The sequence below is a fragment of the Algoriphagus alkaliphilus genome (assembly GCF_900103735.1).
Classification (GTDB): Bacteria; Bacteroidota; Bacteroidia; order Cytophagales; family Cyclobacteriaceae; genus Algoriphagus; species Algoriphagus alkaliphilus.
The window spans coordinates 103030-118705 of the sequence record NZ_FMXE01000006.1; the positions used below are offsets into that span (position 1 = coordinate 103030).

A 15676-nucleotide genomic window follows, 5' to 3' on the forward strand; every position below is an offset into this window, starting at 1 on the left:
TTCTAATTATGAAAGTTTCTGAAAGTCAAATTAAACCAAATAAAAATCAAAAGGTCTAAATCCCATAAACCAAACCCAGCCATGCTCAAAAAAATCACCCTTGGACTTGTGGCCCTACTTATTCTCATCCAATTTATTCCAGTTGAAAAAAACGAAAGCAACGACACCGAATTTGACATCACTAAAAGTTACAATGTCCCAGACAACGTATCCATGATCCTCAAAGGGGCCTGCAACGATTGCCATACTAATCTGACGCGCTATCCTTGGTATTCCAATATTCAACCTGTTAAATATTTTTTAGCAGATCACGTCAATGAAGGCAAGCGAAAATGGAATCTATCCACCTTCACCAAACTCCCCCTCGCCGTCCAAAACCATAAGTTTGAAGAGGTCGTGGAAATGGTGGAAGAAAAAGAGATGCCGCTCCCGTCCTACACCTATCTAGGACTTCACCCAGAGGCAAAATTGACTGATGAGGAACGAAAAATACTCGTTGATTGGGCCAAAGACCAAATGGCTATTCTCGCGGCTACCTATCCTGCTGACAGTCTAAAGATGAAACCAAGACCAACACCTGCCAACTAGTACAACTATCGAATAATTAGCCCGGATGCAAATTCGGGCTTTTTTGTGTGTCACCTCAGGGCGCCTAGAACGAAAAGTTTTTTACCACAGAGAAAAAAAGAGAGATTGAAGGCTTTCAGATCTTGGGTATACTCCGGTCACAAAGCAGTCTGAAGACTGCATAATTGTCGGTCCAAGACTGAAGTCTTGAACCACTTAGTCTTTGCGTGCCTTTGCGAACTTTGGGGCAAAAATTCAAAAAGCTTTAGCTTTTCCCCTCCGTGACCTTGAAAAAGGCCAGTCGAGCCGAAAAGTTCAGATGATCAATTCAAGGACTGAACCCCAATCTCTTTTTCTCTGAGCACTCTGTGGTAAAAATCCATTGCGTGCCTTTGCGAACTTCGCGGTGATTTTTTTCACAGAAACACTGAAAGCACCAACTATTTTCAAAACCTAAAATCATTTCCTACTTTCCGCAATGCAAAAATTCACCGATTCGGAAGTTCGTTGGGGTATCCTGGGTGTGGGTAATGTCTGCGAGGTCAAGTCCGCACCAGCCATGAATCTCATCCCAAACAGTAAACTCGTGGCTGTCATGCGCCGGGACGAAGCCAAAGTCAAAGACTACGCAAGTCGACATGGAGTACCCAAATGGTACACTTCCGCAGTAGCACTCGTTAATGATCCCGAGGTAAACGCCATCTACATCGCCACGCCTCCCAATGTTCACCTTGAACTCAGCCGCCTTGCCGCTTCCGTCGGTAAACCTGTCTATGTAGAAAAACCAATGGCAAGAACACATGCTGAATGTCTGGAAATGATCGATGTCTGTGAGAAAGCCTGTGTGCCGCTTTTTGTGGCCTACTACCGCCGTGCCCTTCCCCACTTTGTTCGGATCAAAGAACTCCTTGATGCAGGGGCCATAGGAGAAATCCGCACAGTCCACATCAATCTCAAACAGGAAGTGGAAGCTGACCTGATCACCAAACTGGCAGATAACTGGCGTGTCAATCCCGAAATCGCCGGAGGGGGTTATTTCTTCGACCTTGCCTCCCATCAGCTCGATTTGTTGGATTTCTTTTTCGGGAAAATCACACATGCTTCCGGCTTTTCGGCCAATCAGGCCAAAGCTTACGAAGCTGAAGATATGGTGGCCGGTAGTTTTGCTTTCGAAAACGGGGTACTCGGTACTGGCAATTGGTGTTTTACTTCCTCCCATTCTGCGAGAAAGGATGAAATCATCATCGATGGAAACATGGGGCAGATCCACTTTCCTACCTTCGGAAAAGGAGAATTCAAGCTGATCCAAGATGGTCAGGAAACACAATTCCACGACCTTCCGCTCCCCAAACATATCCAGCAGCCCTTAATCCATAGCATCGTGGACGAGCTCCTTGGAAAAGGAACATGCCCAAGCAATGGAATTTCCGGTGCCCGGACAAATTGGGCGATGGGAGAAATAGTAAAAAATAGGGTGGGGTAAAAAATTATAAACACAAGAAGTTATCTATAAATCCAGTTGATTAATGGCTTTCTTTATTTCAAGGATTGCTTTTATTCTTCTTTTTGCAAAAAATAAAAATGAAGAAGCCACCGATCCCAAATCTTGAGCTTGAAAGACTTAAGGAATTGGAAACCTACCAGCTAATAGGAATAGCAGAGGAAGATGATTTTGATTTTATCACTTCCATGGCGGCACAGATTTGTGGCACCAAAATTTCGTTAATCAGTCTGGTCACAGAAGATAAACAATGGTTTCTATCACACCATGGACTTGAAACCCGAGAAACTCCAAGAGACTATTCGTTTTGCGCCCATGCAATCAATCACCCTGATCAGGTATTCATCGTACAGGATGCCCGAAAAGACAATCATTTCCGGGACAATCCACTGACTACAGGAGATCCAAATGTGGTATTCTATGCAGGGGTGCCCCTAGTTTCACCCAATGGACTGCCCTTAGGGAGTTTATGTGTAATCGATGACACTCCAAAAAACCTCCAGCCCGATCAGATTCAACAACTTAAAAAGTTGGCAAACCAGACCTTAAAACTTTTTGAACTCCGGCGCAGTCAAATAGAACTGAAGAAAACAAATGAAACCCTTCGGAAAAATATCGAGTTGCTTCAGGCTACTCAGAAAGCGAATCAGTTAGGAACATGGGAATTGGAAATCGCGTCAGGCAAAACTACCTGGAGTGAAATGGTTTACCTAATTCATGAAGTCCCCAAAGGATTTGACCATAATCAAGTCAATGCGATTGAGTTTTATCACCCGGATTATAGATCAATCATCACAAATGCCCTCGAAAAATGCATCTCTGAGAACAAAGCATTTGATATTGAATGCCTGTTGATTTCTGCAAAAGGCAAGCAAAAATGGGTAAGAAGTACAGGTAGAAAGATTGGAAAAAAGGTTGTAGGCAGTTTTCAGGATATTACACAGATTAAGGAAAGTGAGTTGAAATTCAAAGGAATATTCAACTCCACATTTTCATTTATCGGCTTTTTGGATACTGATGGCATTTTGCTGGAAGCCAATGATACGGCCATCAATATGGCAGGTATCACGCATGAGGACGTGATAGGTAAACCTTATTGGAATTGCTATTGGTGGCAGATTTCGGAAGAAACCCAAAAAGAGCTAAAACTAAATTTTCAAAAAGCGCTTTCTGGAGAATCTGTTGCATATGAAGTTGTTGTTTGGATAGCAGACAAAACCCCAATCACTATTCTCTTCAGCTTAAAACCCATATTCGATGAAAGGGGAAAAGTAATTTTTGTAGTGCCGGAGGGGATGCCTGTTCAGGATATTGTCGACACCCGCAACCGTTATCGGGCAGTTATAGATGGGACAAAAGCCGGCACATTTGAATGGAACATTGAAACCAATGAAGTGCTAATTAATCATCGGTTTGCCGAAATGCTGGGCTATACCTTAGAAGAATTAGAACCAGTCACTTTCGAAAAATGGCTTTCCAATGCGCACCATGAAGATCTTGAACAGGCCCAAAATCTTATTGAAAAGTGTTTTAAGAAAGAATCAAACTTTTTTGAGCTTGAAATGAGACTTGTTCCTAAAACCGGTGATTGGGTTTGGGTAAATGTAAGGGGGAAAATTTTTGATTGGTCTCCATCAGGAAGAGCTTTAAAAATGTACGGCACCCTTCAGGAAATTACTGAAAGAAAATCTATTGAATTCAGGCTATTAGAAGAACGAGCCCTACTTCGAACCATAATTGACAGCACCCCTGATTCGATTTATGTCAAAGACCTGCAAGGAAGGAAATTGATGGCCAACAAGGCTGACTGCAATTACTGCGGTGTGGCGGGCGAGGATGAGTTAATTGGCAAAACAGATTATGATTTCTATCCCAATGAAATAACCAAGAACACACATGAGGTCGAACAAAAGGTTTTAGTCGATGGAGAAAGTATTTTAAACCAAGAAGGAATCATTAATGGACCCGACGGAGAAGAAATCTGCTTACTCACCTCAAAAATTCCTTTGTACGATCAGGCCGGAAAAATATCAGGGCTGGTTGGAATCGGCCGAAACATTACCAAAAGAAAAAAAGCTGAGGATGAGCTCCTGCACAACAAAAATCTTCTGGAAGCACTCTTTGATTTATCCCCAATAGGGATCGCGCTGAATGATTTTACTACAGGAAGGTTTTTGGATGTAAACGACAAACTCGTTGAGCCAACCGGGTACACCAAGGAGGAATTTCTGGCACTCAGTTATTGGGATGTCACCCCAAGATCCTTTGAGTCCGAGGAAGCAGAGGCGGTTAGGGAAATGCAAGAAAAAGGAAGTTATGACCAATTCGAAAAAGAATATATCCGCAAAGACGGGTCTCGCTACCCGGTAGCTTTACAGGGCGTAGTGATTGAAGATTCCAAAGGACAAAAATTAATCTGGTCCTTTGTAAGAGATGTCAGCAAAGAGAAAAATGCCGAACGAAAACTCCGGGAAGCCATCAGCAACTTACAGGCGCTTTTGGATGCCAGTCAGCAAGTAGCCATTATCGCCACAGATACTCAGGGCATGATTACCCAATTTAATTCCGGCGCAGAACGAATGCTTGGCTACAAGTCAAATGAATTGGTGGGGCTGCATTCTCCCCAGCTTATACACCTATTGGAGGAATCAGAAAGAGAAAGCCAGCATCTTTCCGAAAAGTACCAAAATAAAATCACGGGTTTTGAGACTTTTATAATTGAAGCCAGGATGGGGCTCCCCGTGACTAAAGAGTGGACCTACCTGAGAAAAGACGGCAACACTTTACCTGTTTTACTTTCTGTCAATGCGATTGCGGATGAAGGTGAAATCATTGGTTATCTGGGAGTAGCGACAGACATTTCAGCTTTGAAAAAGGTAGAGAAGGAAATTAAATCGCTTCTGGCAATCACTAAAGAGCAAAATGAAAGGCTTAAAAACTTTGCGCACATTGTCTCGCATAATCTCAGGTCTCACAGTGGTGGAATCTCCGGCCTTTTCGAACTCATAAAGATTGAATATCCTGAAATTGCCAGCAATGAATTGATCGCCCTGATCATTGAAGGCACTGAAAATCTACAGAAGACTGTTGAAGATTTAACAGAAGTTGTACGCGTTAATTTGGCGACAAGTGAAAATTCCAAAATCTGGCTTCACGATATCGTAAAGAAAAACATCACTAGTCTTAACCTACAAATCAAGCAGGCTGATATTGAGATTATCAATACCATGGATCCAAACCTGCAGGTGAAAGGCATGCAAGCATATTTTGACAGTATTGTCCTCAATATGATCACCAATGCCATTAAATACCGAAGTGAGGAAAGAGCAAGTTTTTTGAAAATATATTCAAAATCCTTTGACGAGCATGTCACGCTGTATTTTGAAGATAATGGACTTGGAATCGACTTGAAAAAGTACGGCGACAAATTGTTTGGAATGTATAAAACATTTCATCACCATCACGACTCCAGAGGAGTTGGACTGTTTATCACCAAAAATCAAATTGAAAGTATGGGGGGAAAGATAGAAATTGAAAGTGAAGTAAACGTGGGAACGACATTTAAAATATCTTTTCCTCTATGAGAAATCAGATCTAAAGCTGGCTTAGGAAGTTGATTTGGCACTCCCCAATTTATTTTTTAGCTTTTAGCATCCTTATTTTAAACCCAATTCCCTATGAATCACCAATTTCTCCGCCCCGTGTTGAGTTGGGGGCTTGTGCTTTTTAGCACCTTCACATTTTTCTCCTGTCAAAAACCCGCCGAAACTACTGTAGATGTCGAGGCTCCATCTTCCACTTTGCTCAAAGATTACGTCCATGCGCCGGATTCTACTTTTCGCTACGAAATTGTACACTCCGCCCCGGGAGAGAAAGCGGACTATTTCGTATTGAAAATGTACTCCCAACACTGGCTGACTTCCGATCTTGTGGATATGACTGAATGGTGGCATTGGGTGTCGATCATTGTCCCAAAAAACACCCCTCACGAAACAGGAATGCTATGGATCGGCGGCGGAAGCACCAATTCCAAAATGCCTGATCAACCAAACCCCTTGATTTTAGCCGCATCCACCCAAACCAATTCGATTGTCGCACAGATTCACAATGTGCCATTTCAGCCGATCACCTTCGCCAATGATACTTTTGGAGAGCGATACGAGGACGAAATCATCTCTTATGGTTGGAGAAAATTCCTCGAAGGGGGTGCAAAAGATGAGGATGCGATCTGGCTGGCTCGCCTGCCCATGACCAAAGCCGCCAAACTGGCCATGGATGCCATGACTGCCCTGGTCAAAGACAAATACAGCAAGGAGCTGAAGCACTTTGTAGTAGGTGGCGCATCCAAAAGAGGTTGGACTACCTGGATCACAGCTGCAGTCGATGATCGCGTAGTGGCCATCATCCCGGTGGTGATAGACTTGTTAAACCTCGTGCCGTCGTTTGAGCATCACTGGAGGAATTACGGATTTTGGGCTCCAGCTGTGGGAGATTACGTCCGTGAGGGTGTGATGAATTGGGTGGGAACACCGGAGTTTGACAGAATGATGGAGATCACGGAGCCCTATTCTTTTCTGCCGGAATACACTATGCCCAAACTGCTGATCAATGCTGCCGGAGATGAATTTTTCCAGCCTGACAGCTGGAAGTTTTACTGGGATGCACTGCCGGGTGAAAAGCATGTGATGTACGTCCCCAATTCCGGGCATGATGTGGGAGACTCCGACGCGATGCCCAATCTCATTTCCTTTTATAAATCTGTCCTGAACAAAACTCCCAGGCCAAGCTACGAATGGAAAATCGATGGTGATCAAATCAGAATAAAAACCGATCCGCAAAACCGACCGAAATCAGTAAAACTTTGGTCTGCCTACAATCCGCTTTCAAGGGATTTCCGAATCGATGCCTTTGGCCCAAACTGGGTAGCTGAGGAAATTACTTTACCTGAAAACGGACAACTGGATGTGTTGATGAAAACTCCTGAGGAGGGATTTAGAGGTTATTTTGTGGAACTTACCTATGAAGGCACTAGCCCGCTTAAAGTAACCAGCGGAATAGAGGTATTACCCCGGGATTATCCGTTTGAGCCCTTTGCTCCAAAAAAATCCGCTTCGGTTTCCTCGAATTAACCAATAGTAAAAAAGTAAGTGGTAGGTGCTGCCTACCTCTTACGCTTTACCATTTACAAAACTGACCATGAAGAAGCTACTCCTGATTTTCTCCGTTTTCCCACTCCTTTCCCCAATCAATGGCATGTCTCAAATCCTGGCAAACTACGACGAAGACAAGGTTCCGGCCTTGATCCTTTCTGATCCTTTTGTGAGCGAAAAAGGCAGGCTGATCCAATCCATCACCGACTGGGAAAAGATTCGGAGGTCGGAGATAGTTCGACTCTTTCAGGATAAGGTATATGGTCAAATCCCCTCAGATTTTGAAGCAATTTCATTCGAAAAAGTCAATGAAACAGCAAACCCTTACCCCGAAATAGCGGACCTGGAGGAAGTCAATATCACCGTGAAACGAAACGGGAAAAGTCATACGATGCGGATTAATTTTTTCCTTCCAAAAGATGGGAAGGGCCCTTTTCCGGTAATACTATTGATCAATTACCTCCCGAAATATGCGGATGGGACATTGGTGGACGAGGCCTTTTGGCCGGTACAGGAACTGATTCGACGCGGTTTTGCCACGGCTTCCTTTCATGCTGAAACAGTCGCTCCGGATATCGCCGAAACCTTTCAGGATGGTGTCATTTCCACTCTTTACCCTGAGCAAATCGGTCAAGCCAATGGTATGAAAGCCTTGGGTGCCTGGGGCTGGGGAGCGATGCGGGCCATGGATTATTTTGAAAAGCATAGCAAATTAGATTCAAAAATATCCGTTTTGGTCGGTCACTCCCGAACCGGTAAAGCTGCGCTATGGGCTTCAGCCAACGATCCCCGATGGGCATTTACTTACGCCAATGAATCAGGCTGTGGGGGTGCGGCTCTTTCAAAGCGGAAATTTGGAGAAACTGTCGGTGCCATCAACAGACGATTTCCGCACTGGTTTGCCGATAATTTCAATCAATACAACGAAAAAGAAGAGGACCTTCCAATTGATCAACATCTCCTACCGGGCTTGATTGCACCAAGAAGTGTGTATTATTCCAGTGCCAAAGGTGACCAATGGGCCGATCCCAAAGGGGAATATTTGGGTCTCCAGTTGGGAAGTCGGGTTGCTGCGGAGATTTATGGAAAAAAGGCAGCTTTCGATCAAGGTTTTGAAGACTTAGAAGGACCTGTTCATCTGGAGTCAGTAGGATATCACATTCGCGAAGGAAAGCACGACTTGACTTGGGAGGATTGGAGCTTATTTTTGGAGTTTATGGAGAAAGTGGAAAAATAAATGTTTTCTATTAGTAAACTTTTTGAAAAGATAGTATGTTTAACATCATAACTAGAAGAACATTATTGGTCTACGCGAAAATGCATCCAAATGCCGCAAATGCACTCTATGATTGGTATGAGAAATTCCGGAAATTGGAAATAAACTCTTTCAATGAATTAAAATCCATTTGCGGAAACGCAAGTATCATTAAAGATGATAGGGTAGTTTTTAACATTATGGGTAATAAATTCAGATTAGTAGTGAGAGTGGTGTTTGAATACAAGGCCGTACAAATCAAATGGTTTGGCACACATTCAGAATATGATAAAATTGATGTAGACACTGTTATATTTAAAAAATAAAATGGAACTATCGGTAATAAAAACAGAAGAGGAATACGAAAATCTACTTGACTGGATTGATAATCAATTCGATAAAAAAGTAGATCCAAATTCCACGATAGGAAAGAAACTTGAGGTCGCTTTGGTTTTGATTAAAAATTATGAAGACCAATTTTACCCCATTCCATCTCCTGACCCCATAGAGGCGATCAAACTTAAAATGGAAGAATTAGGGCTGAAAAACCAAGACTTTGTGGGTAAAATTGGTAGTAAAGGCTATGTGTCGTCAATCTTGAATAAACGAAAGCCACTCACGCTTGAAATGGCAAAAATTTTTCACAAAGAGTTAAAAATACCAGCAGACATTTTACTTTCTTAAACAGGTCACAGCCGGACGGTTTCAAGGAAAAGTCCGGCTTTTTTGTTAGGTTAAAACTCAGTTTGTACCTCAACCCAATTGACCTATGCTGTCTTATATTTCTTTTTTAAGCCTCTTGGGCCTCTTTTCTTTTTCTCAGAAAAAAGAATCCCCTCCAAAAATTCTCTTTTCAGGATTCATCTACGAAACTGCCCCATTTCCTTCATGCCATGCCTCTACCCTACTGGAAACACCCGATGGCGTCATGGCGGCATGGTTTGGAGGCACTTATGAACGCCATCCCGATGTCAGTATTTACACTTCTCACAGGAAAAATGGGGAGTGGTCTATCCCGGCATTAGCTGCAGATGGGATAGAAAATGAGGTGTTCAGAAATCCTACCTGGAACCCGGTTCTCCACCGTAAAAACGACGGGAAAATCGTCCTTTTCTACAAGGAAGGCCCCAATCCAAGGGAATGGTGGGGACACTATAAGGTTTCTGGGGATGAGGGAAAAACCTGGTCTAAGGAAACCCAACTCCCCCCGGGATTTCTCGGGCCGGTGCGGAACAAATCCGTCGAACTTTCCAACGGAAAACTGCTCCATCCAAGCAGCTTTGAAACCAACAACGTCTGGACATCACATGTTGAAATATCCAATCCTGACTTGACGGGTTGGGAAAAAGTGGACTTGAAGGGCCCTTTCAATGCCATACAACCGACTGCTCTTTTTCATCCCGACGGAAAAATCCAACTCCTGTGCCGAACGCAGGAAGGCGTAGTGGCAGAATCTTGGTCCTCTGATCAGGGCAAAACCTGGACTCCACTGGTGGCTACCAAGCTGGAAAATAACAACTCGGGTATCGATGGAGTCACACTTGCTGATGGCTCCCATCTCCTCGTGGTCAACCCACTAAAAAAAGGTCGAAACAAATTAGTCCTTTTAGGCTCCGATGATGGTATTAGCTGGGAAGAACTGCTGATTTTGGAGAATGAAGAGCGGGGAGAATTCAGCTATCCGGCAATCATTCAAGCCAAAGACGGTACACTTCACATCAGTTACACTTACAATCGGGAAAAGATCAAATATATCCACCTTAGCCTTTGATTTTTTTTGAAAACCTTAAGCCTATGAACCAAACAGCATCATTTCGGGGGATTTTCCCTCCCATGATCACCCCATTAAATCCCGACTTTTCACTGGACATTGCCCATACCGAAATACTCATCGAGCACCTGATCGCAGGAGGTGTTCATGGGCTATTTATCCTCGGAACCACCGGGGAATTTGCCGGATTGAGTTCAGACGTGAAAAGCGATCTGATCCGACTGACCTGCCGGCAAGTCAAGGGACGAGTTCCCGTTTTGGTAGGAGTGACGGATTGCTCGTATGTAGAAAGCTTGGATTTGGCATCCATCGCACAGGAGTCCGGCGCAAAAGCCTTGGTTGCAGCTCCGCCATTTTACATGAATATCGGACAGGAAGAATTGATCTATTACTATCAAAAATTGGCCGATTCAGTGGAACTGCCACTTTTCCTCTACGATATGCCTTCTCATACCAAGATCAATATCAAGGTAGAAACGGCGGTCAAGCTCTCCGCACATCCCAATATCATCGGAATCAAGGACAGCTCCGGAAATTCGGAAAACTTCAGGGCACTTTGCCAAGCGTTTAAAAATCAGCCCGAGTTCAAAATCTTTGTGGGACCGGAAGAAATATTGGCTGAAACCTTGGAAATGGGCGGTCATGGCGGAGTGACCGGGGGAGGAAATCTTTTCCCAAAACTGTATGTCTCACTTTATGAAGCATTCCAAAACAAGGAATACGATACCGTCAAAAAGCTTCAGGAAACCATTCTCTTCCTGAGCAAAAACCTGTATCAAAACGGAACTTATCAGTCGAGCTATCTCAAGGGATTGAAAGCTTCGATGGCTTTTGAGGGCCTTTGTCAGGGAAATTTTGCTCCGCCCCTTTTTCCATATTCTGAAGCCGAAAAAGCGGAGTTGCATGAAAAATTTCTCAAGGTAAAAGAGCGGGTTCAGGAATCCCTGATTTCATAAAAACCGAGAATAAATCAGTGAAAATCTGTGATTTTATCCGTGCCAATCTGTGGGGTACAAACCACTTTTAAATTTATACCTCCAACCTTCCCAACTTCAAAAAATGCCTATCCTAGACCTCGTCATATTCCTAATATACATGTTGGCAATTGTCGGGTTTGGCGTTTCTTTTTCTTTCCGAAAGCGGACAGCAAGCGACTTCACCACAGGAGGAGGCCGACTTCCGGCTTGGGCCATCGGAATGTCGATCTTCGCCACTTTTGTGAGTAGCATCAGCTTTTTGGCTTTGCCCGGAAATGCTTATTCCGGTAATTGGAATGGGTTTGTTTTCAGCCTTTCCATTCCTTTGGCGGCTTGGATTGCAGTGAAATACTTCGTCCCACTCTATCGCCGACTCAAAAGTGAATCTGCCTATTTCTACCTCGAGCAGCGCTTTGGCACCTGGGCAAGAATCTACGCCTCCTGTTGTTATCTTCTGACCCAGCTTGCCCGCATGGGAGCCATCATGTATCTACTCGCTTTGCCTATGAATGCCCTGCTGGGCTGGAGTATACCAAGCATCATCATCGTGACCGGCGTCAGCGTGGTGATCTATGCCATGTGGGGAGGAATCGAAGCCGTGATCTGGACAGATGCTGTGCAGGGAATCATCCTGATCGGTGGCGCTTTGGCATGCTTAGGGGTAATTTTCTTCGGCATTCCGGAGGGACCGTCAGCCGTATTCCGGATTGCGGGAGAGGCAGATAAATTCAGCCTGGGGAGTTTTAAGCTGGATTTCACTACTTCCACTTTTTGGATGATTTTGGTCTATAGCCTGTTTATCAATCTGCAGAATTTCGGGATTGATCAAAGCTATGTACAGCGCTACTTGACCGCCAAAACCGAGGCAGAAGCCAAGAAATCCACTTGGCTGGGAAGCTTGCTTTATGTGCCCGTTTCCCTGATTTTCTTCTTTATCGGCACTGCCCTATTCGCCTACTATCAGTCCTTGCCCGACTTGCTTCCTGCCGGACTTGCTGGAGATAAAGTATTCCCCTATTTCATCGTCAATCAACTTCCGGTGGGAGTGACAGGTTTGCTCATTGCCTCGATTTTTGCAGCCGGAATGAGTACCGTGTCTACGAGCATCAACAGTTCGGCGACTGTAATTCTATCTGATCATTTCAGCAAATACATCCATCCCAATCCTTCGGAAAAGCTTTCACTTCGAGTTTTGCGGCTTGCGTCCCTGACCATGGGTTTGCTGAGCATCGTGGTCGGCTTGGCATTCAATGGAGTCAACAGCGCATTGGAAGCCTGGTGGGCACTTTCTTCAATTTTCAGCGGAGGAATTTTAGGACTTTTCCTCTTGGGATTATTGTCTAAAGCTAAAAACCCGCAAGCTGTTTACGCTGTGATTTTGGGTGTTTTGGTGATCGGTTGGATGAGTTTATCGACGATTCTGATTCAAAATGGCCTTCCTGCAACATTTGCCAATCCCCTTCATACGAATATGACCATCGTGATGGGAACGCTGACGATATTTTTGGTAGGGTTTGGGTTGACTTGGGTGGGGAAAAGAAAAGATATAGGCAGAAAATAATTTGGGCATTTGCCAGTTAATTATATTGGATTTTCAATACAGGTCGTGCCTTCAGCACTCTGATATCCATCGGGATTTTATATACCCAGAATTGAATTCTGGGCTGCTACATAACGTGCCGTTGGCACTTAGAAGAACCAAATGGTTTCGGGATAAGAGCGCTGATGGCGCGTACTGTGACAGCACCAAATACAATTTGGGGTGACCAAATTAACATCTTAATCCGAGCCCTGAAGGGGCGATCTGTATTAAATTGTCACTGCCTTATCTTCCTAAAAGTCAGTATATCAGAAGAATTCTCCGAGTCAAAAAATCTTCCAACCTTCAATTCCAACTGGTTTTGCTTAAAGTAGTATTCTGTTGGATTATAAAAGCTTGACAAGGAATATTGCAGTGAAATACTGGTTTCACCCAGCGAAAAAGTGTATAAGCCTGACCCTATTTTCGGCAAATTATTGCCGTTTCTCATTTCTCTGCCTCTTGCCAGATTTAAAAGCGAACTTCCATCCTCCAATCTCAAAAACTCCAAGGTATCGGTTTTGGTCAGCTGATCGACCCACTTTCCTTCCAAGGATAGTGGAAGAGGTTGATCGGAGGTATCTGTACAACCTACGAATACTCCTAAAAGGATCAGAATAAATACTTGTTTCATCGTGGAAAAGATTGGGGGATCTTTGATTTCAATTAGTCTTAGGTGCTTTGAATCCTAAACTAGACCAAATTCCATTAATTGTAGTTTTCATCTGTTTATATTTTGTTTTTTAATGGTCAGATGGAATGCCCTGGATAATCATTCCCCTGTGTGAGAAGCCTTTCCCATGGGCATTTCATGAATCAATCTAGCCACTTTTTTTCAAAACTCATAGTTGTTGAGATTTATACTAATTCACTCCAGATTCATTACCAAACAGTTCATGTAGTTTCTGCTGAAGGAGCATCTTGTCAGGAAGTTGTGTTCTATATTCAGCCACCATAGTCGGAGAAAGGCTTCTGTTTAGAGCATACTCCACCACTTCACTGCCTTAAAAAGTGCTTATAAGATCAGCTTCACTTTCTCTCAGCATTGCTGAGAGTTTTTGATTCAATAGTAATTGTTACTCTCGTATTAAGTCAAAATATCGAACGCCGAACACCGGATAACGAAGAAAATCAGGAATTCATGATCCGGCTGGACAAAAACGGCAACCACTCCTCCGCCTGCCGTTCGGCATATTCGGCCAAAAAATAGGATAATGATGGCTTGAATGGTTCTGATTTGAGGATCAAGCCTGCCTGTTCGGGAGTTTTGTCCCCTTTGTTCACATTGCAGCGATTGCAGGCGGTGATGAGGTTGGTCCAATTGGTCTTGCCTCCTTTTGATTTGGGAATGATATGATCTATAGTGAGATGTCTTTTGCTACCACAATATTGACATTCACCATTATCACGCTTGAATAGGTTGTTTCTATTGAGCAATACTCCTCGAAATGGAATGTTTTTGTAATGAGTCAGCCGAATCACTGCAGGATATTCAAAGCTTCGATCCACGGTACGGATTTTCAATAATTCATATGTGGAGAGAACATTGGCTTTCTCCAAAAGACAAAGCACAATGGCTTTCTGTACCGGCACTACTGCCACCGGTGAATGATCTAAGTTCAGCACCAATACCCGCTTTTCCATACCTTATCACACTATCGATCTTGCGTCAAAAACGACCTGTTCACCCGTATTGTTTCTCAAAAAATCCTCCCACTCATCCAGATCGGAAACTTTCATTTTGTTGTCCATCCAGAGGATTTCTTCAGCTCCCAAAAACAAGCCAAAATGGGACTCTTTCTTCTCCAAGTCTCTGAAAACAAATAAATCACCCGGAATAGCCTCTTCAGGAGTTACGCTTTTGCCCGGAGTCTTTCCTGAAATCCAAGAATAGCCCGCTATCGCAAAAATCAGCGCAAATCCCAGCTCTTCATCCAAACCAAAAATACTTCTTCCCCCCGCCTGAAAGGGCGCATTGAGGTAGCGAAGTCCTATTTCGATCAATTCTTCGCGATTGGCTTTGAGCGCATGGGGCCGATAATTCCCGGTAAATCCGATGTGATCCTGCCAGTTGAAAAGTTCGAGTTCGCTAAAATGTAGCCGACTACCGGGAAGCAAGTACAGGTTGGTACCGAGGTATTCAATGGCGGCTATCGGACTGGTGACGATCTGAAAGTCCTGATTGAGGAATTTCTGATATTCTTCGCCTGTAATTTCTTTGATCAGCTTGGCCCATACCCATCCGCCCGTACCGGTGTCTTCGTGATACACCCTAAACCATTGACGATCTGAGGTCAGACCATTGATCTGATAGCATTCCCCAAAAAGCAGCTGAGTGACCAGCGCGGAATCAAAAGTGGGTTGGCGGTAAAGTGGAAGGATGGTCTGACGACATATCCCGTATGCATCAATCAAAGGCCATTCGCTGGAGCTCTCTTTTTGCATCTTTTTCTTTCAGGTCCTGTCGTTTATCATGAGTTTTCTTTCCCCGTGCCAGCGCAATTTCCAATTTTGCCAATCCACGGTCATTGATAAATATACGAACCGGAATGATTGCCAGCCCTTTTTCAGCCGACTTAGTTTCAAGCTTTTCCAATTCTTTTTTCTTCAAAAGGAGCTTTCGATCCCGTACCGCCAAATGATTGTAACTCGCGGCCATACTGTAAGGTGAAATGTGCATCTGACGAATGTAGAGTTCCCCGTCCAAAAAAATGCAAAAGGCTTCGGTCAGGGACACTTTGCTTTCACGGATCGACTTAATCTCCGTTCCTGTCAGCATAATTCCGGTCACGTAGGTATCAATAAACTCAAACTGGAAGTTTGCTTTCTTATTTTTAATGTTGACAAATTTTTCGAAGCGGTTGGACTTAGCCATA

The 15676-nt window shown here is 43.8% G+C and carries 14 protein-coding genes; 10 read left to right on the plus strand and 4 right to left on the minus strand.

Going from position 1 to position 15676, the window contains the following annotated elements; translation table 11 throughout:
* The first annotated feature begins 81 nt into the window (after positions 1-81).
* The 10 genes from BLQ81_RS05130 (at position 82) to BLQ81_RS05175 (ending at position 12782) form a co-directional block, all read left to right on the plus strand.
* Complete coding sequence (locus BLQ81_RS05130; protein WP_092728881.1) at positions 82-588, plus strand: heme-binding domain-containing protein; 507 nt, start codon at positions 82-84, stop codon at positions 586-588.
* A 457-nt stretch (positions 589-1045) separates the two neighbouring features.
* Complete coding sequence (locus BLQ81_RS05135; protein WP_092728882.1) at positions 1046-2050, plus strand: Gfo/Idh/MocA family protein; 1005 nt, start codon at positions 1046-1048, stop codon at positions 2048-2050.
* Positions 2051-2148: 98 nt separating this feature from the next.
* Positions 2149-5652: a PAS domain S-box protein gene (locus BLQ81_RS05140; RefSeq protein ID WP_092728883.1), complete on the plus strand. Its 3504-nt coding sequence runs from the start codon at positions 2149-2151 to the stop codon at positions 5650-5652.
* 93 nt (positions 5653-5745) lie between these two features.
* Positions 5746-7197, plus strand: coding sequence for a PhoPQ-activated pathogenicity-related family protein (locus BLQ81_RS05145; RefSeq protein WP_092728884.1), 1452 nt, complete (start codon positions 5746-5748; stop codon positions 7195-7197).
* Positions 7198-7264: 67 nt separating this feature from the next.
* On the plus strand, positions 7265-8455 hold the full coding sequence (locus tag BLQ81_RS05150) for a glucuronyl esterase domain-containing protein (RefSeq protein ID WP_092728885.1): 1191 nt from the start codon (positions 7265-7267) through the stop codon (positions 8453-8455).
* A gap of 80 nt (positions 8456-8535) precedes the next feature.
* Complete coding sequence (locus BLQ81_RS05155; RefSeq protein ID WP_317042020.1) at positions 8536-8799, plus strand: type II toxin-antitoxin system HigB family toxin; 264 nt, start codon at positions 8536-8538, stop codon at positions 8797-8799.
* Position 8800: 1 nt separating this feature from the next.
* Positions 8801-9157, plus strand: coding sequence for a helix-turn-helix domain-containing protein (locus tag BLQ81_RS05160; RefSeq protein ID WP_092728887.1), 357 nt, complete (start codon positions 8801-8803; stop codon positions 9155-9157).
* A gap of 85 nt (positions 9158-9242) precedes the next feature.
* Positions 9243-10244 (plus strand): sialidase family protein, encoded by a 1002-nt coding sequence (locus BLQ81_RS05165; protein WP_092728888.1) that lies wholly within the window; start codon positions 9243-9245, stop codon positions 10242-10244.
* Positions 10245-10267: 23 nt separating this feature from the next.
* Complete coding sequence (locus BLQ81_RS05170) at positions 10268-11200, plus strand: dihydrodipicolinate synthase family protein (protein ID WP_092728889.1); 933 nt, start codon at positions 10268-10270, stop codon at positions 11198-11200.
* A gap of 103 nt (positions 11201-11303) precedes the next feature.
* Positions 11304-12782 (plus strand): sodium:solute symporter, encoded by a 1479-nt coding sequence (locus BLQ81_RS05175; RefSeq protein ID WP_092728890.1) that lies wholly within the window; start codon positions 11304-11306, stop codon positions 12780-12782.
* A gap of 256 nt (positions 12783-13038) precedes the next feature.
* Here the strand turns inward: BLQ81_RS05175 and BLQ81_RS05180 are convergent, their stop codons facing one another.
* The 4 genes from BLQ81_RS05180 to smpB form a co-directional block, all read right to left on the minus strand.
* Positions 13039-13434, minus strand: coding sequence for a hypothetical protein (locus tag BLQ81_RS05180; RefSeq protein WP_092728891.1), 396 nt, complete (start codon positions 13432-13434; stop codon positions 13039-13041).
* A 497-nt stretch (positions 13435-13931) separates the two neighbouring features.
* Positions 13932-14444, minus strand: coding sequence for an HNH endonuclease (locus BLQ81_RS05185; protein WP_092728892.1), 513 nt, complete (start codon positions 14442-14444; stop codon positions 13932-13934).
* Between the two features lie 6 nt (positions 14445-14450).
* Positions 14451-15245, minus strand: a complete 795-nt coding sequence (locus tag BLQ81_RS05190; RefSeq protein WP_092728893.1) for an SH3 domain-containing protein — start codon at positions 15243-15245, stop codon at positions 14451-14453.
* Positions 15208-15675 carry an SsrA-binding protein gene (gene smpB / locus BLQ81_RS05195; protein WP_092728894.1) on the minus strand — a complete coding sequence of 156 codons (468 nt, stop codon included), beginning with the start codon at positions 15673-15675 and terminating at the stop codon, positions 15208-15210. The genes BLQ81_RS05190 and smpB overlap by 38 nt, the downstream gene beginning before the upstream one ends.
* Position 15676: the final 1 nt, after the last annotated feature.